The 20,339-nt window shown below is 56.2% G+C and carries 24 protein-coding genes and 4 pseudogenes; 23 read left to right on the forward strand and 5 right to left on the reverse strand.

Features of this window, described 5'->3' with window-relative positions; translation table 11 throughout:
- Nucleotides 1-130 precede the first annotated feature (130 nt).
- The 4 genes and pseudogenes from XM38_RS09765 to XM38_RS09780 all read left to right on the forward strand — a co-directional run bounded on the left by XM38_RS09765 (nt 131) and on the right by XM38_RS09780 (nt 4,457).
- Entirely contained in the window at nt 131-1,429 is a 1,299-nt protein-coding gene (locus tag XM38_RS09765; protein ID WP_080813783.1) for an ABC transporter substrate-binding protein, read from the forward strand.
- An 18-nt stretch (nt 1,430-1,447) separates the two neighbouring features.
- Nucleotides 1,448-2,425, forward strand: a pseudogene (locus tag XM38_RS09770) (carbohydrate ABC transporter permease); the annotation flags it as partial.
- Nucleotides 2,426-2,526: 101 nt separating this feature from the next.
- Nucleotides 2,527-3,349: pseudogene (locus XM38_RS28870) on the forward strand (carbohydrate ABC transporter permease).
- Nucleotides 3,349-4,457: pseudogene (locus XM38_RS09780) on the forward strand (ABC transporter ATP-binding protein). Before XM38_RS28870 ends, XM38_RS09780 begins: the two co-directional pseudogenes overlap by 1 nt.
- Here the strand turns inward: XM38_RS09780 and XM38_RS09785 are convergent.
- The gene (locus XM38_RS09785; RefSeq protein WP_088429679.1) at nt 4,454-5,419 is read right to left on the reverse strand and encodes an Npun_F2552 family protein; all 966 of its coding nucleotides are present in this window, start codon (nt 5,417-5,419) and stop codon (nt 4,454-4,456) included. The pseudogene XM38_RS09780 and the gene XM38_RS09785 overlap by 4 nt on opposite strands.
- Nucleotides 5,420-5,569: 150 nt before the next feature.
- On the opposite strand from XM38_RS09785, the gene XM38_RS25900 reads away from it, so the two are divergent.
- The 9 genes from XM38_RS25900 (at nt 5,570) to XM38_RS09830 (ending at nt 11,919) form a co-directional block, all read left to right on the forward strand.
- The gene (locus tag XM38_RS25900; RefSeq protein WP_187329353.1) at nt 5,570-6,445 is read left to right on the forward strand and encodes a nucleotidyltransferase family protein; all 876 of its coding nucleotides are present in this window, start codon (nt 5,570-5,572) and stop codon (nt 6,443-6,445) included.
- A 7-nt stretch (nt 6,446-6,452) separates the two neighbouring features.
- Nucleotides 6,453-6,821 carry a nucleotidyltransferase family protein gene (locus tag XM38_RS09795; RefSeq protein ID WP_088429681.1) on the forward strand — a complete coding sequence of 123 codons (369 nt, stop codon included), beginning with the start codon at nt 6,453-6,455 and terminating at the stop codon, nt 6,819-6,821.
- A complete protein-coding gene (locus XM38_RS09800) occupies nt 6,794-7,270 on the forward strand; it encodes a ribonuclease toxin HepT-like protein (protein WP_088429683.1) in 477 nt (158 codons plus the stop codon). Before XM38_RS09795 ends, XM38_RS09800 begins: the two co-directional genes overlap by 28 nt.
- A complete protein-coding gene (locus XM38_RS09805) occupies nt 7,263-7,643 on the forward strand; it encodes a nucleotidyltransferase family protein (protein ID WP_080809597.1) in 381 nt (126 codons plus the stop codon). The genes XM38_RS09800 and XM38_RS09805 overlap by 8 nt, the downstream gene beginning before the upstream one ends.
- Nucleotides 7,630-8,139 carry a ribonuclease toxin HepT-like protein gene (locus tag XM38_RS09810; RefSeq protein ID WP_080809600.1) on the forward strand — a complete coding sequence of 170 codons (510 nt, stop codon included), beginning with the start codon at nt 7,630-7,632 and terminating at the stop codon, nt 8,137-8,139. The genes XM38_RS09805 and XM38_RS09810 overlap by 14 nt, the downstream gene beginning before the upstream one ends.
- Nucleotides 8,140-8,315: 176 nt before the next feature.
- Nucleotides 8,316-8,987, forward strand: coding sequence for a deoxyribose-phosphate aldolase (deoC, locus tag XM38_RS09815; protein ID WP_080809603.1), 672 nt, complete (start codon nt 8,316-8,318; stop codon nt 8,985-8,987).
- Between the two features lie 234 nt (nt 8,988-9,221).
- The gene (gene recO, locus XM38_RS09820) at nt 9,222-10,100 is read left to right on the forward strand and encodes a DNA repair protein RecO (protein WP_080809606.1); all 879 of its coding nucleotides are present in this window, start codon (nt 9,222-9,224) and stop codon (nt 10,098-10,100) included.
- Nucleotides 10,101-10,105: 5 nt separating this feature from the next.
- The gene (locus XM38_RS09825; RefSeq protein ID WP_080809608.1) at nt 10,106-11,554 is read left to right on the forward strand and encodes an MFS transporter; all 1,449 of its coding nucleotides are present in this window, start codon (nt 10,106-10,108) and stop codon (nt 11,552-11,554) included.
- A gap of 110 nt (nt 11,555-11,664) precedes the next feature.
- Complete coding sequence (locus XM38_RS09830; RefSeq protein WP_187329354.1) at nt 11,665-11,919, forward strand: DUF7219 family protein; 255 nt, start codon at nt 11,665-11,667, stop codon at nt 11,917-11,919.
- Nucleotides 11,920-12,462: 543 nt separating this feature from the next.
- On the opposite strand, the gene XM38_RS09835 is transcribed toward XM38_RS09830, so the two are convergent.
- Together XM38_RS09835 and XM38_RS09840 are read right to left on the reverse strand one after the other, a co-directional pair.
- The gene (locus XM38_RS09835; RefSeq protein ID WP_080809612.1) at nt 12,463-12,672 is read right to left on the reverse strand and encodes a hypothetical protein; all 210 of its coding nucleotides are present in this window, start codon (nt 12,670-12,672) and stop codon (nt 12,463-12,465) included.
- 214 nt (nt 12,673-12,886) lie between these two features.
- A complete protein-coding gene (locus tag XM38_RS09840) occupies nt 12,887-13,066 on the reverse strand; it encodes a hypothetical protein (RefSeq protein WP_080809616.1) in 180 nt (59 codons plus the stop codon).
- An 11-nt stretch (nt 13,067-13,077) separates the two neighbouring features.
- On the opposite strand from XM38_RS09840, the gene XM38_RS09845 reads away from it, so the two are divergent.
- From XM38_RS09845 to XM38_RS09870, 7 genes are all read left to right on the forward strand, one after another.
- Complete coding sequence (locus tag XM38_RS09845) at nt 13,078-13,389, forward strand: hypothetical protein (RefSeq protein WP_080809618.1); 312 nt, start codon at nt 13,078-13,080, stop codon at nt 13,387-13,389.
- On the forward strand, nt 13,374-13,583 hold the full coding sequence (locus XM38_RS09850) for a DUF2283 domain-containing protein (protein WP_080809621.1): 210 nt from the start codon (nt 13,374-13,376) through the stop codon (nt 13,581-13,583). The genes XM38_RS09845 and XM38_RS09850 overlap by 16 nt, the downstream gene beginning before the upstream one ends.
- A 66-nt stretch (nt 13,584-13,649) precedes the next feature.
- The gene (locus XM38_RS09855; protein ID WP_080809624.1) at nt 13,650-13,835 is read left to right on the forward strand and encodes a hypothetical protein; all 186 of its coding nucleotides are present in this window, start codon (nt 13,650-13,652) and stop codon (nt 13,833-13,835) included.
- Between the two features lie 221 nt (nt 13,836-14,056).
- Nucleotides 14,057-14,179 (forward strand): hypothetical protein, encoded by a 123-nt coding sequence (locus XM38_RS27635; RefSeq protein ID WP_256995579.1) that lies wholly within the window; start codon nt 14,057-14,059, stop codon nt 14,177-14,179.
- 2 nt (nt 14,180-14,181) lie between these two features.
- Entirely contained in the window at nt 14,182-14,433 is a 252-nt protein-coding gene (locus XM38_RS09860; protein WP_080809626.1) for a type II toxin-antitoxin system HicA family toxin, read from the forward strand.
- A 2-nt stretch (nt 14,434-14,435) separates the two neighbouring features.
- The gene (locus XM38_RS09865) at nt 14,436-14,660 is read left to right on the forward strand and encodes a type II toxin-antitoxin system HicB family antitoxin (RefSeq protein ID WP_080809629.1); all 225 of its coding nucleotides are present in this window, start codon (nt 14,436-14,438) and stop codon (nt 14,658-14,660) included.
- Nucleotides 14,661-14,783: 123 nt separating this feature from the next.
- Nucleotides 14,784-14,969 carry a hypothetical protein gene (locus tag XM38_RS09870; RefSeq protein WP_088429685.1) on the forward strand — a complete coding sequence of 62 codons (186 nt, stop codon included), beginning with the start codon at nt 14,784-14,786 and terminating at the stop codon, nt 14,967-14,969.
- 480 nt (nt 14,970-15,449) lie between these two features.
- Here XM38_RS09870 and XM38_RS09875 read toward each other — a convergent pair whose 3' ends face one another.
- Complete coding sequence (locus tag XM38_RS09875) at nt 15,450-16,178, reverse strand: winged helix-turn-helix transcriptional regulator (RefSeq protein ID WP_088431619.1); 729 nt, start codon at nt 16,176-16,178, stop codon at nt 15,450-15,452.
- Nucleotides 16,179-16,286: 108 nt separating this feature from the next.
- On the opposite strand from XM38_RS09875, the gene XM38_RS09880 reads away from it, so the two are divergent.
- From XM38_RS09880 to XM38_RS09890, 3 genes and pseudogenes are all read left to right on the forward strand, one after another.
- Entirely contained in the window at nt 16,287-17,438 is a 1,152-nt protein-coding gene (locus XM38_RS09880) for an acyl-CoA dehydrogenase family protein (protein WP_088429687.1), read from the forward strand.
- Nucleotides 17,439-17,698: 260 nt separating this feature from the next.
- Complete coding sequence (locus tag XM38_RS09885) at nt 17,699-17,998, forward strand: ArsR/SmtB family transcription factor (protein WP_256995580.1); 300 nt, start codon at nt 17,699-17,701, stop codon at nt 17,996-17,998.
- A gap of 23 nt (nt 17,999-18,021) precedes the next feature.
- Nucleotides 18,022-18,474 (forward strand): annotated as a pseudogene (locus XM38_RS09890) (cation transporter); the annotation flags it as partial.
- 55 nt (nt 18,475-18,529) lie between these two features.
- Here the strand turns inward: XM38_RS09890 and XM38_RS09895 are convergent.
- Nucleotides 18,530-20,122 (reverse strand): serine/threonine-protein kinase, encoded by a 1,593-nt coding sequence (locus XM38_RS09895; protein WP_088429691.1) that lies wholly within the window; start codon nt 20,120-20,122, stop codon nt 18,530-18,532.
- Nucleotides 20,123-20,339: the final 217 nt, after the last annotated feature.

Below are 20,339 nucleotides of genomic sequence, written 5' to 3' on the forward strand. Positions count from 1 at the left end.
GAGGGGATCGTCTGTTATTGGGATAAGAATTGCTGCGCTGGCTACTCCAGCTTTGCCCTCAGTCCCATCTAGTCCTATGGTTAGAAAATTAGGACTTTCAAATCAGACGATTTAGGCGATGAACAGTGCAATGCAAAGGCGGTATCTGAGTCGCGGGGTTGTCTTAGGGCTCAGTCTGTCTTGTTTGGTAGCCTGTGACACTAATCAGTCAGCCGGTGAGGGGGAAGGCAGCCCCGCGGCGGAAAATACGGTGACCGTTCTCGGGGTGGTGGTGGGGGAACAGCAGGAGAAGCTGGAAGCTGCCCTGGCCCCCTTCGAAGAGGAGACCGGCATTGATGTGGTCTATGAAGGCACCGATGCCTTTGCCACCCTGCTACCCGTGCGGGTGGAGTCGGGAGATGCGCCGGATGTGGCCATGTTCCCGCAGCCGGGGCTAATGGCGGATTTTGCCGAGTCGGGACAGCTGATTCCCGTCACTACAGCCATGGATCGAGCCACCTTGGAGGCGGCGTACTCAGAAGACTGGCTTACCCTGGCCACCATCAACGAAGAGCTCTATGGGGTGTGGCTGCGGGCCTCGGTGAAGAGCTTGGTCTGGTATAATCCTCAGGTCTTCCAGGCCCAGGGCTACGAAATCCCCAGCAGCTGGGAGGAGTTGATGGCCCTGAGTGATCAGATGGTGGCAGACGGGGAAACCCCCTGGTGCTTGGGCATGGAAAGCGGTGATGCCACCGGTTGGGTGGGCACTGACTGGGTGGAAGACATCATGCTGCGCACCGCCGGCCCCGAGGTCTATGATCAGTGGATCGCCCATGAGATTCCCTTCGATGCCGAGCCGGTGAAGACGGCCTTTTCAACCTTCGGCGACATTGTGCGGAATCCGGAGTATGTCTCCGGCGGCGCGGTGGGGGCCATCAGCACCCCCTTTGGCGATTCCATTCAGGGATTATTTACGGATCCCCCCCGGTGCTATCTACATCGTCAGGCCAACTTCATCGCCAGCTTCCTGCCGGAGGCGGCGGTGCCTGGGGAGACGGTGGCGGTATTCCCCTTGCCCGGTATCGACCCCGAGTTTGGCACGCCAGTGCTGGTGGCCGGGGATATCTTTGCCATGTTCAATGACACCCCGGCGGCACGGGCCCTGATGGAGTATTTGGCCACCCCCACTCCCCATGAGGTCTGGGCCTCGTTGGGCGGCTTCATTTCGCCCCATAGCCAGGTGGGCTTAGAGGTCTATCCCGACGAGGTGACTCGGCAGCAGGCGGAGATCTTGGCTGAGGCAGAAATTGTCCGCTTCGATGCCTCCGATATGATGCCAGGCACCGTAGGCACCGGCACCTTCTGGAGCGGCATCGTCGACTATGTGGGGGGGGAGGACGTGGACAGCGTCCTGGCCAATATCGAGGCCAGTTGGCCCCAGGCGGAGTAATTCAGGGGGGAGGTAGCGATGCAAGATTCCTCAAACCTGATGCGGCTGCTCGGTGCGATCGCAGCTATTGTCTTGGGCTCCGGCGGGGTGATCGCCCTCTTCTATGGGGCCAATCTGCTGGCCAACCGCCTGCCCTTTAAGCTGCGGCACCGGATCTTGCCCTGGGTCTACATGGTGCCGGCCCTGGCGGTACTGGGGGCGTTTCTGATTCTACCCACCCTGCGCACCATCGTCATCAGCTTCATGGACCGACGCTCGCAGCAGTTCGTCGGCTTCGACAACTACCTCTTTGCCTTCACCAATACCGACATGCTGATTGCCTTCCGCAACAACATCCTCTGGTTGGTGTTGGTAACCGGAGTCAGCGTCAGCCTGGGGCTGGTGATTGCCGTGCTGGTGGACCGGGTGCCCTACGAGCCCCTGGCCAAGGCCTTGATTTTCTTGCCCATGGCCATTTCCTTCGTCGGCGCCAGCGTGATCTGGCGGTTCATGTACGCCTATCAACCGCCGGGGGTGGCCCAAATCGGCCTGCTCAATGCCATCGTGGTGGCCCTGGGGTTCGAGCCCATCGGCTGGCTGGTGAATAAGGCGGTGAATAACTTTGCCCTGATCGCCATCATGATCTGGCTGCAGACCGGCTTTGCCATGGTGCTGCTGTCCTCGGCGGTGAAGGGGATTCCCAGGGATGTGATCGAGGCGGCCCGCATCGATGGGGCCAATGAATTTCAAATCTTCTGGCGCATCACCATTCCCATGATCAGCTCCACCATCGTGGTGGTATCGACCACCATTATCGTGCTGGTGGGTGTTGAAGGTCTTCCGACATCGTCTTTTGTCATGACCGGCCGGCAACTGGGACACCGCAGTGTGATCGCCAGCCGCATGATCAAGGAGATGTTCAACTTCCCGCAACTTCGCCACGCAGTGGCCATCGCGCGTGATCTTGCTGTGGCAGGGATGTCCGGTGCATGGGTGGCTAATATCCGGCGATTTCAGCCAGCAGGGAGGCCACCGATGACCGCTGGCCCAGAAACGCCCGCCACCCCAGCCCCAACCAGGTCCTCAGCGCCCGGAGAAGTTCCTCTCCACCACCTCCGTTGCACATCGTGGTGGTGGGCCATCGCCGTGATCTGGACCTTACCCACGGCGGGGTTGCTGATCAGCTCCTTTCGCCAGGCCGAAAGCCCTGACCCGCAGCGGCTGGGGAGCGGTATTTCAACCTCCCCTGGATCTGGGCCAGTTTCACCTGGGTAACTACCAGGCGGTACTCACCAGCGAGGGCATGGGGCAGGCCTTCTTGAACAGCCTGATCATCTCGATTCCGGCCACGGTGATGCCCATCGCCATCGCCACCTTTGCCGCCTATGCCCTGGCCTGGATGCGTTTCCCGGGGCGGCAGCTGTTGTTTGTCATGGTGGTGGGGCTGCTGGTAGTGCCCCTGCAGATGACCTTGATTCCGGTGTTGCGCACCTACAATCAGCTGGGCCTGGCCGGCACCTTTCTGGGGGTGTGGCTGGCCCACACCGGCTATGGCATGCCCCTGGGCATCTATCTGCTGCGCAACTACATCGGCACATTGCCCCGGGATCTGATCGAGGCGGCGGCGGTGGATGGGGCCTCCCACCTGAAGATCTTCACCCGCATCGTGGTGCCCCTGTCTACCCCTGCGATCGCATCCTTTGCCGTCTTCCAGTTTCTCTGGGTCTGGAACGACCTGCTAGTGGCCCTGGTCTAACCTGGGCGGCAACCAAGACGTCGCCCGTCACCCTGGTGCTGCGCAACCTGGTGGGTGATCGGGGCCAAGACTGGCATCTGCTCACCGCCGGGGCCTTCATCTCCATGGTGGTGCCCCTGATAGTCTTCTTCGCCCTGCAGCGATACTTCGTGCGGGGCTTATTGGCCGGTTCAGTGAAGGGATAATGGCAACCATCGTCTTCGAGCAAGTCACCAAGATCTACGACAACGGGCTTCGTCGCCGTCAAAGACCTGAACCTAGACATCGGCGACGATGAATTTCTAGTGCTGGTGGGTCCTCCCGGCTGCGGGCAAAACCACCTCCCTGCGCATGCTGGCCGGGCTGGAGTCCATCAGCCAGGGCCATATCTACATCGACGGTCGCCGGGTCAACCAGTTGTCGCCGCGGGAACGGGACATTGCCATGGTGTTTCAGTCCTACGCCCTCTACCCCCATATGAGCGTCTTCGAAAACATGGCCTTCAGCCTGGAGCTGCAGGGCATGGCCAAGGGCGACATTCGGCAGCGAGTCCAGGCCGCCGCTGCCCAGCTGGGCATCGAAGAGCTGCTGGATCGCAAGCCCAAACAACTCTCCGGCGGTCAACGCCAGCGGGTGGCCGTGGGCCGGGCCATCGTCCGCGACCCTGCCGCCTTTCTCATGGATGAGCCCCTGTCTAACCTGGATGCCAAACTGCGGGTGCAGGCCCGGGCCGAACTGAGTAAGCTGCACAAGAAACTGGGCACCACCTTCATCTACGTCACCCACGATCAAGTGGAAGCCATGACCATGGGCAGTCGCATCGCCGTCATGAACCAGGGCATTCTGCAGCAGGTGGATACGCCCCAGGTGCTCTACGAACAGCCCAATAATGTCTTCGTGGCCGGGTTCATGGGTAGCCCGGCCATGAACTTCTTCCAGGCCACCCTGCAGGCGGAAGCAGACACCCTGATGATCGTCGCCGGGGCCTTGCAAGTGCCGGTGCCCGCCGACCAGCACAGCCGCTACCGCCCCCACCTGAATACTCCTGTCATCTTCGGCATTCGCCCCGAGAATATCTATACCCCTGAGTTCGCTCCCCCCCCGGCATCAACCCCGTGCCCGTGCAAGCCGACGTCTGTGTGGTGGAAATGATGGGTCACGAAACCATCGTCTACTTGAAGCCTAGCTGACGGCCATGAGTTCATCGCCCGGGTCGATCCCCGCTCCCACTTCAAGGCTGGTGACACCGTCCAGGTCTACTTCGACATGAATCGCTTCCATCTGTTTGATCAGGCCTCAGAACATGTCCTCTAGGCCTGTTTCCCATAGGCCCGCATCGGTTCCTGGATGAAGCGAATGTACAGGTGCCGGAAGGTGGACTTCACCACCCGCGGTAGACCAAAATCGATGGGCATCAGCTGATCCGGCAATCGCCAGTCGGTCAGAGCCAGGGCCTCGGGAGCCATGACCGGAAAGCTCAGCTGTTCCCAGGCTGGGCACAGTCCTAACCGTATGGATTGGGCCACCGTCGGCACCTGGGCCGGATCTACCCCGAGGATATCCACCAGGGCCCGATCCAGGACGAAGACATCCCGGGCTGCCCCCAATACCCCCAGCTGCCGTGGCTCGCCGCCACTGGGGCCATTGCCTTCATGGCCGATGATGCCATCGATAATGGTTAGGTCAGGGGCGATCAGGCGGGCCGTCTCCACCAGCATGGTGCCAAAGCGCTCTACGTCTTTGCCGGCTTCCATATGCCACCAGGCCTTCATCTTGCCAGGCACACAGCCGAATAGGTTTTTGACTCCTAGGGTCAGAGTCAACTGAGCATGGGATTTCACCTTAGGCAGGTTAATCACCACATCCGCCTGCATGGCTTCTTTAGAGACTCGCAAATGACCGAAGTCGCTGCCTTGGGTGTGGTAACGCTGACCGTGGAGCTCCACGATAGGCATGTCTAATGCTTGGGCTACTGCCAGCAAGCCATTGGCCTTGGCCACCCCCCGGGCACTGCCAAAGGCGGGGCTGTCTCCTAAAAAGGGCTGGCCGCCCACCGCCTGAACCTGCTGGGCCACACAATGGACCAGGGCCGGATTGGTGGTGCACTCCTTAGTGGGACGGGCGCCGGTGAGTAGATTTGGCTTCAGCAAGACTCGATCTCTCGGCTTCACCATGGTGGCCATGCCTCCCAGGGGAGCCAGCACGGTGTTTAAGTGCCCATGTAGAGCAGCTCGGTCATAGGTATGGGCGCGGGTGAGGCAAACAGGAACCGACATCAGCGTCTCGGGAAGCAGCTACATCTTGGAGCGTAGCGTGCTAAGGAAGGGGAGGCAAGGGAAGTAGGGGAGGTGGAGAGATGGGGAAGTGGGGGAGTGGGAGAGTGGGGGGAAGTAGAATGAGGACAGAGCATCCTTGGGCCCTGGGTAGTGCTGACCGCCAATTTAGACAACCAAAGCCATTGGCTGCGAGGCTGTGAGGTGGCAGAGGCGGCAGCTCGCTTCCTCCTAGAAGAATTTTCTGTGCCAAAGGTGGTGCTGTTTGGGTCTCTGCTGCACCCTAGCATCGTGCGTCAGCACTCCGATATTGATTTGGCCGTGTGGGGCCTCACTGATGAGCAGTATGATCGGGCCTTAGGGGCTCTGGCAGACCTAACCTCAGAGTTCTGCTTCGATTTGGTCCAAGGGGAGTCGGCTCAACCTAGCCTCAGCCAAGTGATTGAGCGGGATGGGATTGCCCTGGGATACTCCTCTGCTCCTGTGGTAACTCAACTCAGTAGGGCTTTGCCGTTAGAGCATCTGCCGATGAAGCGTACCTATGCAGTTTTACGGGGACAACTCGAGCAAGAATTACAGGAACTCGAGGGTCTAGTGCAGAAGACTGAAGCCCTGTTGGCTAAGTTGCGGGCCACCCAGGATGAAGATTATTTGGGCACAGTTGCGCTAAACCTACACAGTTTCTACTCGGGGGTGGAGCGCATTTTCAAGCAAATCGCGCAGACCATCGATGGCGTTGTCCCGGATACGGCCAACTGGCACCGGCAGCTACTGCGGCAGATGGCAGCCCCCGTCTGGCATATCCGTCCTGCGGTGTTGAGAGCTGACACAGTCACCTGGCTGGAAGATTACTGTTCTTTTCGGCACTTGGTCAGAAATATCTACAGCACTCATCTCAAAGTAGACCGGGTGGAGGCTCTGGCAGAACGGCTGCCCACCTGTATGGCTTTCCTCAGGGAAGACTTAGAGCATATGATGATTGCCCTGGAGTCCCAACCCCCTTGGGAGTCGAATGGGGAGGAGACGTAATTCAGGAATGACTGGCCAGTCCTTCGATACGTCTTTACTCGACCGATTGCTCGTGGAGACATGCGATCGCAACGAGGCCGCCCGGCAGCAGGTCCTTGCCGATGCGATCGCATGGCTGGACGCCCACGCCGCCGGCTTCGGCCTCACCCGCGCCTATCTCTTCGGCTCCCTGATTCGTCCCTATCGATTTTCTCCCCACTCCGATGTGGACATTGCCGTTGACGCCATCGGAGTTGACGACTTCTTCACCCTCATGGCCGGCCTCTCAGAAGCCCTGGGGCGAGAGGTAGACTTAGTGGAACTGCCCAAATGCCACTTCGCCGACCGCATCCGCCAACAAGGTCAGCTATGGACCCACCCAGATATGCACTCTTAACCACAGACATTGCGGCCCAGCAAACCATCATCCATCGCATTTACACCCTGCTGAGGCAACGGGCGGAGGGGCTAACGATCGAGAATCCTGAAAAACTAGAGAGTGTGGCCTATCAGCTCCATAACCTCTACGGGGCCATCGAAGAGCTGTTTAAGGTCATCGCCACCTATTTCGAGAACCAGATTACCGATGCCGGGCAGCGGCATAGTCGTCTGCTGCAGCGCATGAGCCAGCCCGTCCCTGGCGTTCGCCCCGCCATAATCTCAGAGGAGAGCTATCTGCTGCTCAATAGCTTGCGGGCGTTTCGCCACTGCTTTCGCCATGCCTACGGCGTTCCGATTGACCATAACCAGCTCCTGAGCAACCTTGAGAAAGCCTATGCCCTAGACGCTAAGCTATCAACAGATATCCAAATATTTTTGAGCACGCTAGAACGCTCCCATGAGTGAGCCCCCTGAGCCGGTTATTGATCCCGCCCATCTGGCCTATTGGCAACGGGCCATGGCCCGGCAGGCACAGACTCGTCAGCAGGCGCAAGCGGCTGCCTGGGAAGCCGTGCAGCAGATGGCCGCCTGCCTGCGCCAGGAATTTGGGGCCACCCGGGTAATTGCCTTCGGCTCCCTAGTGCGCCATCGCTTCACCGACGACTCCGACATTGACCTGGCGGCTGCAGACATCCCCGCCGAGCGCTACTTCGAGGCCGTGGCCCGGGTGAATGAATTTAGCCCCCGTTGGGTGGATCTCAAACCCTTAGAAGCGCTGGAGCCTCATTTTCGCCGGCGGGTCCTGTCCACAGGCATTGATATCGATGCGAGAGATTAGCCCGGCTGCTATCCGAGACCTGGCCCTCGACATCGAAACCGAGTTGGCTAAATTAGCTCGCCTAGAGCAGGCGATTGCAGCGGTGCAAGCAGAAATCGCAGCCGATCCAGAGCGGGCATCACTGTTCTATGAGAATTTGGCTCTGAAGCTCCATAACTTTTACACCGGCTGCGAGAAAATCTTGTGCCTCGTAGCGGTGGAGCTCAATGGCGGCGTGCCGTCGGGGGCTGATTGGCATAAACGCTTATTAGAGCGCATGGGGCAGGCTCGAGAGGGGCGAGCGGCAGTACTAGAGGCCGAAACCACCCGTCAATTGCAGGAGTTTTTGGGATTTCGGCACATCGTACGCAATCTATATGGGTTCGAGCTCGATACCCAGCGGGTAGCGGCCCTGGTGGCCAACTATCCTGCTGTCTGGGCCGCCGTGCGCCGTGATGTGCAGAGGTTTGTGCAGTGGTTGCGATCGCTGGCAGACCACCTGGCTAAACTGGAGTAAGCCGACGAAATGATGGTCATGGGTGTTGAATCAAATGGCCACGGCGATGCCAGAGGCTCTGACAATGCTCCAAACCTTGCAGGGTCGCTTCGTTCTAATGGACGGTGGTCAACCTCGATTATCCGAGTTCTTCACGTACAATGGCAGCGACGCTCTGCTTGGCTCAGTAATTCACCATGGCTGCCCCTGATCGCCCTAACTTGGCTCCCTTCATTGACCATACCCTGCTGATACCGACCGCAACCCCAGACCAAGTGGCCCACTACTGCCATGAAGCAGACCGCTTTGGCTTTGCCAGTGTCTGTGTGTTGCCAGTGCATGTGCGGCAGGCACGAGAGTTATTGCAGGGCAAATCTCCTGCCGTGACGACGGTGATTGGCTTTCCCTTAGGAGCCAATACTTCGGCGGTGAAACTCTATGAAGCCCAAGAGGCAACTGACCATGGGGCCAGTGAGCTGGACGTGGTGATCAATCTCGGCTGGCTCAAGGCCGGAGAATGCGATCGCATCTATAAAGAAATGGCCGCCCTATGCGAAGAAACCGGCCAGTGTATCAAAGCCATCCTAGAGATGGCCCTGCTTAATGACGCCGAACTCAAGCTCGCCTGCGAGCTCTGTATGGACGCCGGAGTCACCTTCCTCAAAACCAGCACTGGCTGGCAGGGCGGCGCTACGGTCGATGGTGTGCGGCGGCTGCAAGCGATCAGCCAAGGTCGTGTGGGCATCAAGGCAGCCGGTGGCATTCGCACTCCAGACCAAGCCTATGCCTTGATCGACGCCGGCGCCACCCGGCTAGGCACCTCCCGTGGTCCTAGCATTCTGCAGCAACTCAGTGCCCCAGACGAGTGATGGCATCGGGGATATTTTTCCCAGGCGATTAAACTAGTAAATAGCCCTTACCAAATCCAGGTCTGAACAGTTGCCATTAACATAACGGCTAACATAACGGCTGACCTGGCGCCAGACTTAGTAAGGTAGTCATAGGCATTCATATAGATGTTGTCTATCTAACGGCAGCCACCTGGAAGCGTAAAGCAGGTACATCCAGAGCTTGCTGCGCCCAAAGTAGGCCGCAACGGTTACATGAGTCGTACCTACAAAGCCACCGGCATCAACCTAAAATCCATGCCCATGGGGGAAACCGATCGGCTGGTCACCATCCTATCGCCCCAGGTGGGTGTTATCCGCGTGGTTGCCCCCGGTAGCCGCAAACATCACTCTCGACTGGGTGGGCGCAGTGGCTTGTTTGTCATCAACGAGCTGCTGGTGGTAAAGGGTCGCCGTCTGGATAAGCTCACCCAAGCCGAAACGGTGAGATCATTTCCAGGCCTGAGCCAGCATCTAGGCAAACTTACCGCCAGTCAATATCTGGCCGAACTCGTTCTATTTCAAGCCCTCAGCAACCAACCCCAGGAAGATCTCTTCTATCTATTGGTAGAACATCTGGAACGCCTGGAAACAGCCACCTCGGCAACCGTATTAGCTAGCCTCGTGCAAGGTATTTTCCATCTACTCGCCATCGCTGGTGTGGCCCCTGAAGTGCAACACTGCTGCATTACCCGAGAACTGATGCAGCCCAACTTGCTAGATCCCACGTGGCGTATCGGCTTTAGCCCCACCCTCGGGGGCATTGTCCACTTAGATCAGCTGGCGACCGTGCCTTCACGATCCCGACCACCCACCATGGCCGAGGGGCAAGTAGGGTATGATACGGTCGATCCCTCTGGTTCGACTAAGACCATTCAGCTGACAGCTCTGGAGCTAGCTCTGCTGCAGCAGCTGAGTCAGCCCCACCTCCGCAGCGCCAGTGGTGCCCCTGAGACCGCTCCCCACTGGCTTTGGTACCGGTTGGAGCGGTTATTGCGGCAATACGCCGAATATCATTTTGACCGGCCATTGCGGTCAGCTACGCTGATCGACACTTGCTTTGGTTCTCCTGTAGACACGTCCTCTGTTCACTAAGGTTTATGTTGCGTGAGCCCGATGCCGACCCCGATCTGAAGCCGACGCCCGACGCCGATGCCGATGGCCATCAGTCATCGCATCCGGTCCACAGTAATCCCCATTTACCGTCAGCTCCGGAGTCGGTTGGGTTTTGGCCAGTCTTAAAGAATATTGACTTTCTCACCCTCTGGGGCGGGCAGGTGTTCTCCCAGCTAGCCGATAAGGTCTATCTGGTGTTGATGATCGCCATCATCGCTAGTCAGTTTGAGGCCCCTGGCCAGAGCATCAGCGGCTGGGTATCGGCGGTCATGATTGCCTTCACCGTGCCAGCCGTGTTGTTTGGTTCCCTAGCCGGGGTATTCGTCGATCGCTGGGCCAAGAAACTGGTGCTGGTGATGACGAATCTGCTGCGGGGAGGATTAGTTATTCTATTGCCTCTATTGCTGTGGCTATCCCAGGACTGGGGTCGTATCGGCGATCTACCCTTGGGATTCTGCATCCTGTTGCTGGTGACATTTCTGGTCTCAACCCTGACTCAGTTCTTTGCCCCAGCGGAGCAGGCGGTGATTCCTCTCGTCGTCGAGCGCCAACATTTGCTGTCTGCCAACTCCCTCTATACCACCACCATGATGGCCTCAGTGATTATCGGCTTCGCCGTGGGGGAGCCCCTCTTAGCAGTGGCCGATACCTTAATGGAGCCCTTTGATAATGGCTCCGGGGTGGGCAAAGAGATTTTGGTGGGCCTAAGCTATGGCCTGGCCGGTATTATCTTGCTGGCCGTCCGTCCCCGGCGGGAGAAGGCTCTGGAGGAAGAGTCGCCCCATGTCTGGCAGGATATTCAGGATGGTCTTAGCTACCTAAATCGTCAAGCCCAGGTGCGTAGTGCCATCATCCAACTGGTGGTGCTGTTCTCGGTTTTCGCCGCCTTAGCCGTCTTAGCGGTACGGCTGGCAGAGATCATGCCAGCACTGAAGTCCTCACAATTTGGCTTTCTGCTGGCCGCTGCCGGCGTCGGCATGGCTATCGGTGCCGCTCTAGTCGGTCAATTTGGCCAGCGTCTCTCCCGCCGTTGGCTGAGTCTTGGCGGTTCCCTGGGCATTGCCCTGTCTCTGGTGGGGCTAGCCGGGACCACCAATTACCTCTGGCCCAGCCTGGGGTTAATTACCTTGCTGGGACTCTGCGCCGCCATCGTCGGCATTCCCATGCAGACCACGATTCAGGAAAAGACCCCTGAGGCCATGCGTGGCAAGGTGTTTGGCCTGCAGAATAATCTGGTGAATATTGCCCTGAGTCTACCCTTGGTGCTAGCCAGCGTGGCCGAGACCTTCTTGGGCCTATCGCGGGTGTTTTTAGGCCTCGGCGGGCTAGTAGCCATTGGCGGTGTGTTGACCTGGTATTGGCACAGCAAATCTGCGGGGAATGAATCTACTAAGGCTGCTGATGGAGCCTTTGACAACAATGGCCGGAGTTAAGACTACGTCTCGACAATCAACTCACTGATAGTGCAGAGGGGATCACGGGCACTATTGTCTTTAGCGACTAAGAATTAAGACGGTAGTTAGCCTGTTCTCCTAGAGGTATCATGATGCACCCAGATGAGATGCGGCCACCGGGCAAGCAAGAATTTTTGTATCCTCGCAGTAAATACTATGGGAAATTTAGCCCCGAGAATCTGGCATTCAATGCCAACCTGCAAGAATTTTCTCAACGAATCAGTTATCTCTGTTCCTTGGAAGTTGGTGGAAAACTAACTCCCTATGAGGCTTATGAAGGGATTAAAGAGGCATGGGAAACCCTCAATCGTAGTAGAGCGGGCCTGCATATTGGTGACCCCTAGGAACATACTAAGTCCAGCTTGAGATGGGCTGGATACCGTGGTGAAGGAGTGGGCCTGCGGTTTGCCGGTCAGGGTAAGAGATGATTTGCAAACCGCGAAAACAGTAGTCAGAGCAAAGCCTTCAGAAACATTGCGAACTCTCCTGAAAGATCGCTATAAGCCCTGAGAACAGCTCTTTAGATCTCGCTACTGGGGTAGATGCTGGGTTATACCAATTCTTTGAGATAGTGCTACAGATGTTCCTTATGCCCGTGCAGGCTGCGCCTATGACTCCGCTCAAGGAACGTCGGCTGAGCGAAGTCGTTCACGAAGTGTCTCCCAGCGGGAGAAAGCTGACTTGTATGTGTAGCGAGGGCTTCTTCTCCGGTCTCGTCTGTCGCAATTGCCCGTTGCTCCTCTGCAGCCTCTCTGGCCCGCTCTTGTTGCTGTCGCTGGAACCAAAACCCCAGCAGCGCCAAGACTACGGGGACCCCTAACAAACTCAACCAATCCCAGATGGTTTTCGCTGGCTGGGGGGGTGACCGTCTCAACGGTCTTCGTGATCTAGCCTTCGGCATCTCTTTCGGTGGTGGTAGAGGTAATCTCACGTTCGCCGATGCCCCACTTGGGCCAGCCGTTGAGATAGATGCCTCCAATAGCCAAACTGGAGAGAATCACCACCAGTGCGATCGCAACTGCGATAGCGATGCGCCAGCCCCCTATTGGCTTAGGGCGTTTCTCCAGGGTTAATACCCGTTTCCAGCTCGACGGCATTGACCGACATCCTCTCGACTGGCACTAGTTTAGTGGGATGAGCGAGCTGGGGCATGAGTTAACCCATCGAAAACAGAGGAGACTAACGAGAGGGCCGCAGCACTCTATGCAGCCAGCGGCTAACTCGGCGTTGTTTGCTTTGAGCCTGCTTTCAGTGGTTCTATTACAACATCTCAAACAGTTTACGTGGTGACTACTTGCGAGCCTTCAGCGACTACATGAAGCAAATAATCCCCATCTTCCCGCCTCCGACGCCGACAAAGCCGCCATCACCGCCCTCGTGCAAAAGTGCCTGGGCGCCAGAGACCAAGGTGTGGCCCGGTGGGAAGCAGAGATCGATGACCGCATTGCCTACCTCTACGGCCTCGCCCCAGACGACCTCAAAATCATCCATGGTGATTAGCGATGCGGGTGCTTAGCGATCATCAAAATCGTGCTATTCGTCTGACTGACGAACGCCTAGCCCATATCCTGGATCATTCAGAAATGGATGGGTTGGAACCGCAGATTGAAATTGTCCTCCAACAGCCCGAAACCGTATGCCAGTCCAATACCGATCTCCAAGTTCAGCTTTACTACCGCTACTATGAACAAACTGCTGTAGGTGCTAAATGGCTGTGCGTGGTGGTCAAGCACTTGGCTGATGATGCCTTTATCATCACCGCTTATCTCACCGACAGAATCAAACAAGGAGTCGTCCTATGGCCCAACCCGTAAAAGTTTGGTTTGATCCAGAAGCAGACTTTTTAGAAGTCACCTTTTCCGATGCTCCCGGCTACATGCGCGAAACCGATAACGACGCGGTGATGGAGCGAGTTGATACAGAAGGGAATGTGATTGGATTCTCGATTTTGCAAGTGAGCGCCCTGGCGAAGGATAAACCCCTGCTGGCTCAGCTTGTCGGTACATAATCGCTTCCTGTATCAAGAATCCCGTCACCTGGCTCATGCAACAACTCCAACAGGAAACCTGAAACCATGAAGCAAACTGAGATCCGCAAAACTGGCTATCAAGCGTTGATCAACGCCCTTGGTGTGGTCGGGATGTTGCGCTTCTTGCAGCAGCTAGACATTGGCAGTGGCGATTACACTCTAGAACGTCAGCAGACTCCAGAACCGACCTTGGGCACTAGTTTAGTGGGGATAAATGCACGGGAGGCATGAGTCAACCAATCAAAGACCATGGGACACTAACGAGAAGACCGCGGCACTCTATGCAGCCAGCGGCTAACTCGGCGTTGTTTGCTTTGAGCCTGCTTTCAGTAGTTCTATTACAACATCTCAAACAGTTTACGTGGTGACTACTTGCGAGCCTTCAGCGACTACATGAAGCAAATCCCCATCCCCCCGCCTCCGACGCCGACAAAGCCGCCATCACCGCCCTCGTGCAAAAGTGCCTGGACGCCAGAGGCCAAGGCGTGGCCCGGTGGGAAGCCGAGATCGATGACCGGGTGGCTCACCTCTACGGCCTCGCCCTCACCGACCTCAAAATCATCCACGGCGAGTAGTCATGAGTAAACGCCAAAAGCTTTTGCAGCAGGTACTCAACAACCCGAAAAATGTTAGCTTCAAAGACATGATGCGGTTGATCGAAGCCTTTGGGTTCACCCTAGCGCGAGTTAATGGCAGCCATCACATCTTTACCCATCCCAATGTCCCTGAATTAGTCAACATTCAAAATCACAAAGGCAAGGCAAAACCCTATCAAATTCGACAATTTTTGAGCTTGGTCGAACAGCATGATTTAACTCTGGAGGATTAAGCATGAAAGACTATCACATCAACATCTTTTACAGCGAAGATGACGCAGGCTACATTGCCGATATTCCTGATTTGCACCACTGCTCTGCGTTCGGTGACACTCCCGCCGCAGCGTTGCAAGAATTAGAAATTGCCAAAGCCGCCTGGTTAGAAGCTGCCCAAGAACTGGGTAAGCCCATACCGCCGCCAACTTATCGTCCAGTGATTTATCAGGCTCGTACAGCATAACCGAATTTCTGATCGACGATCGCCTCCTCAAACAAGCCAAACGATCCCCTGATAGCGTTTTGATTCTGGTCGAAAATCCCGTCACCTGGCTGATGCAACAACTCCAACAGGAAACCTGAAACCATGAAGCAAACTGAGATCCGCAAAACTGGCTATCAAGCTTTAATCAATGCCCTTGGTGTGGTCGGGATGTTGCGCTTCTTGCAGCAGCTAGATATTGGCAGTGGCGATTACACTCTAGAGCGTCAACAAATTCCAGATCCTACCCTCGAAGAATTTCAGGTATTTGTTCAACAGCAGTCTGATTGACCACCTTTCTCCTTTGCCGCTCTGATGCCATAGGATAAAACGTAGCTTAATGGGAAGCCGAAATTGATGAGCGGATAGCGCGCTTGTATGGGCTAACAGCAGAGGATATGAAAAAAAATCGGGGTGAGTAAAAAAGCTGTATCAAATGGAAGAATGTAACCGACATTACGCAGGTTGACAGTCTTCTTTTGATGTGCACGACAAAGACTAATGCCTGAAGCCCCTACCCAGCAGGCGTTTTAGACTAAAGCCAAATTTGCTGCCGCACTTCCACCTTGATACTTCGCAACCTTGAGAGAGCTCGATTATTGAGACCCATCTAACCAGATTTCAAGGGGTTCAGCAGTCTGGAATCAGATGCACGACTGAAAATTAAAAGCAACCTGCGGAATGCAGGTTTTGTCTCTACTTGGCAGATGATGGTTGTGGTTGCCAGTGCGATCGCAAAGAGCTTCCACACTCAAGGTCCCGACAGTAATCTCAGCCCTTCGTCATCTTGCCGGGTACCGTCGGGGCCAAACCTGACAGATGGCGACGTTCGCCGTGCAGGTAAAGCCAGGTGGGCACTTGCCGCACATAGTCATCGGCCCCTGCGAAGGCAATGGTCCCCTGCTTAAGGGCCTGGTCTAGGTCGTGGTATCCCAATATCACATGGGTAAAGACACCGAGATCGGCCACGATCAACACATCGACCTCAAAGCCAGGATCCTTGAGGCAGACATCGACCCGCCCTTGCTCCGCGACTATCCAGTAGCTGCGCTGCTTGCGTTTTCCCTCCGGTAAGCCATGCAGGTCAAACTGCAAGACGACCTTAGTGGGCGGCATGGCCGCCAGATTAAGGCCACGACGCATTGCCCACATCAATAACTGATCATCCAGTTGATTTGGAGACAGACGATCGTGGGTCCAGTAGGTAGCCCAAACCCCCATTTGCTCAATCAGAGGGCGCAGGGCTTCTCCCGCTGGAGTCAGGGAATAACGGGAGCCTTGTCCGGTGACCTTTTGCTGACGGGTGATCACCCCAGCCGTCTCCAGTTCTTTCAGGCGTTTAATCAACAACGCCCGCGACATCAACGGTACCCCATAGCTGATTTCGTTGAAGTAGCAACTGCCAGACATTAATTCCCTGAGAATCAAGGGCGTCCACCGCTCACAGATGACCTCTGCGGCTCTGGCAATGGGGCAATACTGTCCATATCCCTTTCCCATGGCAATGATTGCAATCGGCAACAGCAGGTTCAGATTGTGATCTTGTATCACACCGATCCGAAGACCAGAATGGGGCCATTACAAGAGTTCACTTTTCGAGGAGCCCCCATGATTGACCTGATGATGACGTCCCCAGCGCCACAGCAAGAGTATGACTGGCTAGCCCTGGCCCAATCCCTGGGGCAGCAGTTTGCCGCCGTTGAGCACGCTGCCGATGTTTCTGATGCCTTTGTTGCCGAGAATTTCGTTGAATTGCGGCAATCCGGCCTCTCCGCCATGGGCGTTCCCCAGGAACTGGGCGGCGGTGGTACCAGTTATCCTGAGGTATGCCAGGTATTGCAAATCCTAGGCCACCACTGCAGCTCGACGGCCCTAGCCTTTGCCATGCATACCCATCAGGTGATGGTCCCCACTTGGAAGTGGCGGCATCGGCAGGCCCCGGTGGATGGCTTGCTCAGGCGCATCGCCGAGGAGCGCATCATTCTACTCAGCAGCGGTGGTGCCGACTGGCTGCAGGGGTCTGGCACCGCAACCGCTACTGAGGGAGGATTTCTGATCAATGCCCGTAAGGGATTTGCCAGTGGTGCCCCCGCCGGCAATGTCCTGATCACCAGTGCTATCTATGCCGATCCGACCGAGGGTCCGACCGTGCTGCACTTTGCCCTGCCCATGCAAACACCTGGGGTATCCATTGAACCTACCTGGCAGGCCATGGGAATGCGCGGCACTGGCTCCCACGATATTGTGCTGTCGAATGTCTTTATTCCAGAGCAGTCCATTGCCCTCCGCCGCCCAGCAGGGAAATGGCATCCAGCCTTTCACCTGATCAGCATGATCGCTATCCCGATCATCTATGCGGTGTATGTCGGGGTGGCAGAGGCAGCTCGAGACCTAGCGGTTCAACAGGCCAGCAAATCCTGCGACGACGAGCATGTTTGCGATCTGGTGGGAGGGCTAGAGAATGAAATCGCCACAGCCAGAATAATGCTGCAGCACATGGTTGCTACAGCGGTGTCGAGTCAGCCTGGCTTTGACACCACTAATCAAATCATGACGGGACGGACCTTGGTAGCCAAAGCCGTACTCAGAGCGGTAGATATGGCCATGGATATTGCCGGGGGGCGCGCCTTCCATCGTCCCTTCGGACTGGAAAAACTCTTCCGCGATGCCCAGGGTGCCCGCTACCATCCCCTGCGGGAGCAGGTGCAGCGGCAGCTATCGGGGAAATTGGCCCTGGGCTGTGACCAGGACTCGTTGTAGTCGCCGCCGGAATATTGCGTGCGATCGCAGCTTGGATGGCCTCGTATCCTGAAGCGCTGCTGCCCCATGAGGCGTTCTCCCAAAAGACCAGGAACCGTTTGAAATGTCTTCGATAATGATTATCATTAGTCTGTCTTGCTAGGCCAGAGACTTAATCCTCGCCTGTCAATCGCAGTACTGCGCCGGCAGCAATACCACTGGCAAGACGCCGCCATGGGGTCAACGTACAGAAATACAATGAAACCGAATTGGTCAGCCATGTGCAAACTACCCTGCCTGGGGATGACACCCTTGAAACGGCGCAGATCATCTTTGCGGCCCTGGCAGATCGATCGCGATTAAAAATCCTGTATGCCCTCAGCAGCGAACAAGAGCTCTGTGTCTGCGATGTGGCTACTCTGCTGAAGGTTAAAGTGGCGACAGCCTCCCATCATCTCCGCAAGCTGCGTGATTTGAAAATTCTCAAGTACCGCAATGATGGCAAACTGGCCTATTACTCCCTGCGGGACCAGCGGGTTGCTGATATCCTCCACCATGCCTTGCGACAGTTGCTGGACTAGTACCGAAAGGCAGAAGTCAGAAGGCACTCGATATGTTGGGAGATGCCCTGGTCTATGGCACCAGTCTCTATGTGATTCATCGCAGTGCTAGGGCCCAGGCTGGGGCAGCGCTGTTAAAGGGGATGATTATGTTTGGCTTTGCGATCGCAGTGTTTGCCCGAGCCATTTACCAGGTTGTTACCGAGGCTGCTCCCACCGGTGAGATCATGGGCATAATCAGTATCCTGGCCCTCGTCGCCAACCTCATCTGTTTAGCGCTACTGACCCATCATTGCCAAGACAACTTGAATATGGCATCAGTGTGGCTGTGTTCTCGCAATGACATTATTGCCAATACCTCAGTCTTGGTGGCTGCAGGCTTGGTATTGCTAACTCAGTCCCCCCTGCCTGATTTATTAGTGGGCTTATTACTTACCGTGGTCTTTGCGCGCTCAGCCGGAACCGTGCTACTACAATCTTGGCGGGCAATCATCTAAACCAGGCCAGCTCTACTTCTGTAGCGCCTATTCTGTAGCGCCTATTCTGTAGCGCCTATAAGAGGCCCCGGCGACCGCTGGGATACACCGTCGCCCAATTGGTACGAGCCATATCCAGCTGATCTTCAGAAATCAGGGCGCCGGTTAAATCTGCCCCACACAAGTTGGCGCCGCGTAGATTGGCATTGCTGAGGCAGGCATAACTGAGATCAGCTCCCCGCAAATCAACGCCTTCCAGGTTGGCATAGTTAAAATAGGCCCGGCCCAATTTGGCATTGCGCAGGCTGGCCTTGGTTAAATTAGCGCGCCCGAAATCGGCCCCCGAGAGATCAGCGCCTTGAAAATTGGCCTTCACCAACTCCGACTGACTGAGTCCAATCCCCGGTAAGCTGACCTTCTGCAAATCTACTCCAGATAATACCTGGGATGAGAAATCCCGCTTGCCCTTTAAGTAGGTCAGCTTCACGTCATCGGCAGACAGGCGACGGCCAGCCGATGATTGGCTATCGGAGGTGGCCGTAGATAAGGGGCGCATGTGCCGAGTAGAGCGGATGCGGTTACTAGCCAAGCTCTTGGCACTGCTGCCTTGGCGGGAATTAGCCGCCCGTTCCCGCCGCGCCCGAATGGCAGCAGCCATACGAGCCGAGGGCGACCCCCCTGTGTGCTGACCACTGCTCAGAGGGCCGCTGGCGTTATCAGAGGACCCACCTGACGGTTGAAAGGCCATGTTCTGGGAAAGGCTATCCATGTAAGGCTCTAGGTCTAGATCCCGTAAGATGGCCTCGATAGATTGATAGCGATGCCGCACTGAGATTTCCAACATCTTCGTCAGCACGCTGATAAAATGCTCGCTGGCATTGACATGCTGTTGCCAAAGCAGTTCCCCGGTCTTAGGGTCGTAGTCCAAATCCTTGGGAGATTTGCCCGATAACAAATAGACACAGGTGACCCCGAGCGCGTAGATATCACTGGCATACACAGGACGCAGCGCCATTTGCTCCGGCGGGGCATAGCCGGGGGTACCAATGGCGTAGGCAGTTAGCGCCGTTTGCTCCGAGGTACTGGCCTTAGTGGGATTGACTTTGTCTTTAACGGCACCAAAGTCGATCAATACTAGCTTCTTGTCTTCATCGCGGCGAATGATGTTAGCCGGTTTGATGTCTCGATGAATGACCTGATTATTATGAACATACTGAATCAGCGGTAAGATCTCGCTGAGAAACTGTTTCACCCCAGCTTCGCTGAAAGGCCCGCCCTGTTTCACTGACTGCTGTAGGGTAAAGCCGTTGATATACTCTTGGACCAGATAAAATTCTTGGTTTTTCTCGAAATAGTCGAGCAGGCGGGGCAATTGAGGATGATTGCCAATCTTGCCTAAAATCTTAGCCTCCCGCTGAAACAGATCCCGGGCCATGTCTAAGACGTGGGGAGCATCGGCAGACGGCCGCAATTGTTTAATCACGCAGGGGGGACGCCCGGGTAGTTCTTCATCTCGGGCCAAGTAAGTGGCCCCAAACCCACCCCGCCCCAGGGTCCTGATGACACGATAGCGATCCCTTAACAACAGACTGGCACCACAGGCCTGACATTGATTGAGGGTAGGGGGGTTCTTGGGCTTGGGGCAGGCGGGATTGATACAATAACTCATGCCGCTTTATCCACGGTGTCAACAGGCAATAAGGGCATTTCAGCGTCTCATAGATGTATGCTCATGTGTCTATGCTGTCGGTAGTGCACGGGTCTGTTTACAGCTTAACCACGCCAATTCAAACCTAAAACTGCTCAGCTCACGGCTAGGTCTCTGGATAGAGACACGCCGAGTGAACCCTCAGTCTAGGAAATAAGACCGCTGAGATATTGCCACC

The organism is Halomicronema hongdechloris C2206 (assembly GCF_002075285.3).
GTDB classification, from domain to species: domain Bacteria; phylum Cyanobacteriota; class Cyanobacteriia; order Phormidesmidales; family Phormidesmidaceae; genus Halomicronema_B; species Halomicronema_B hongdechloris.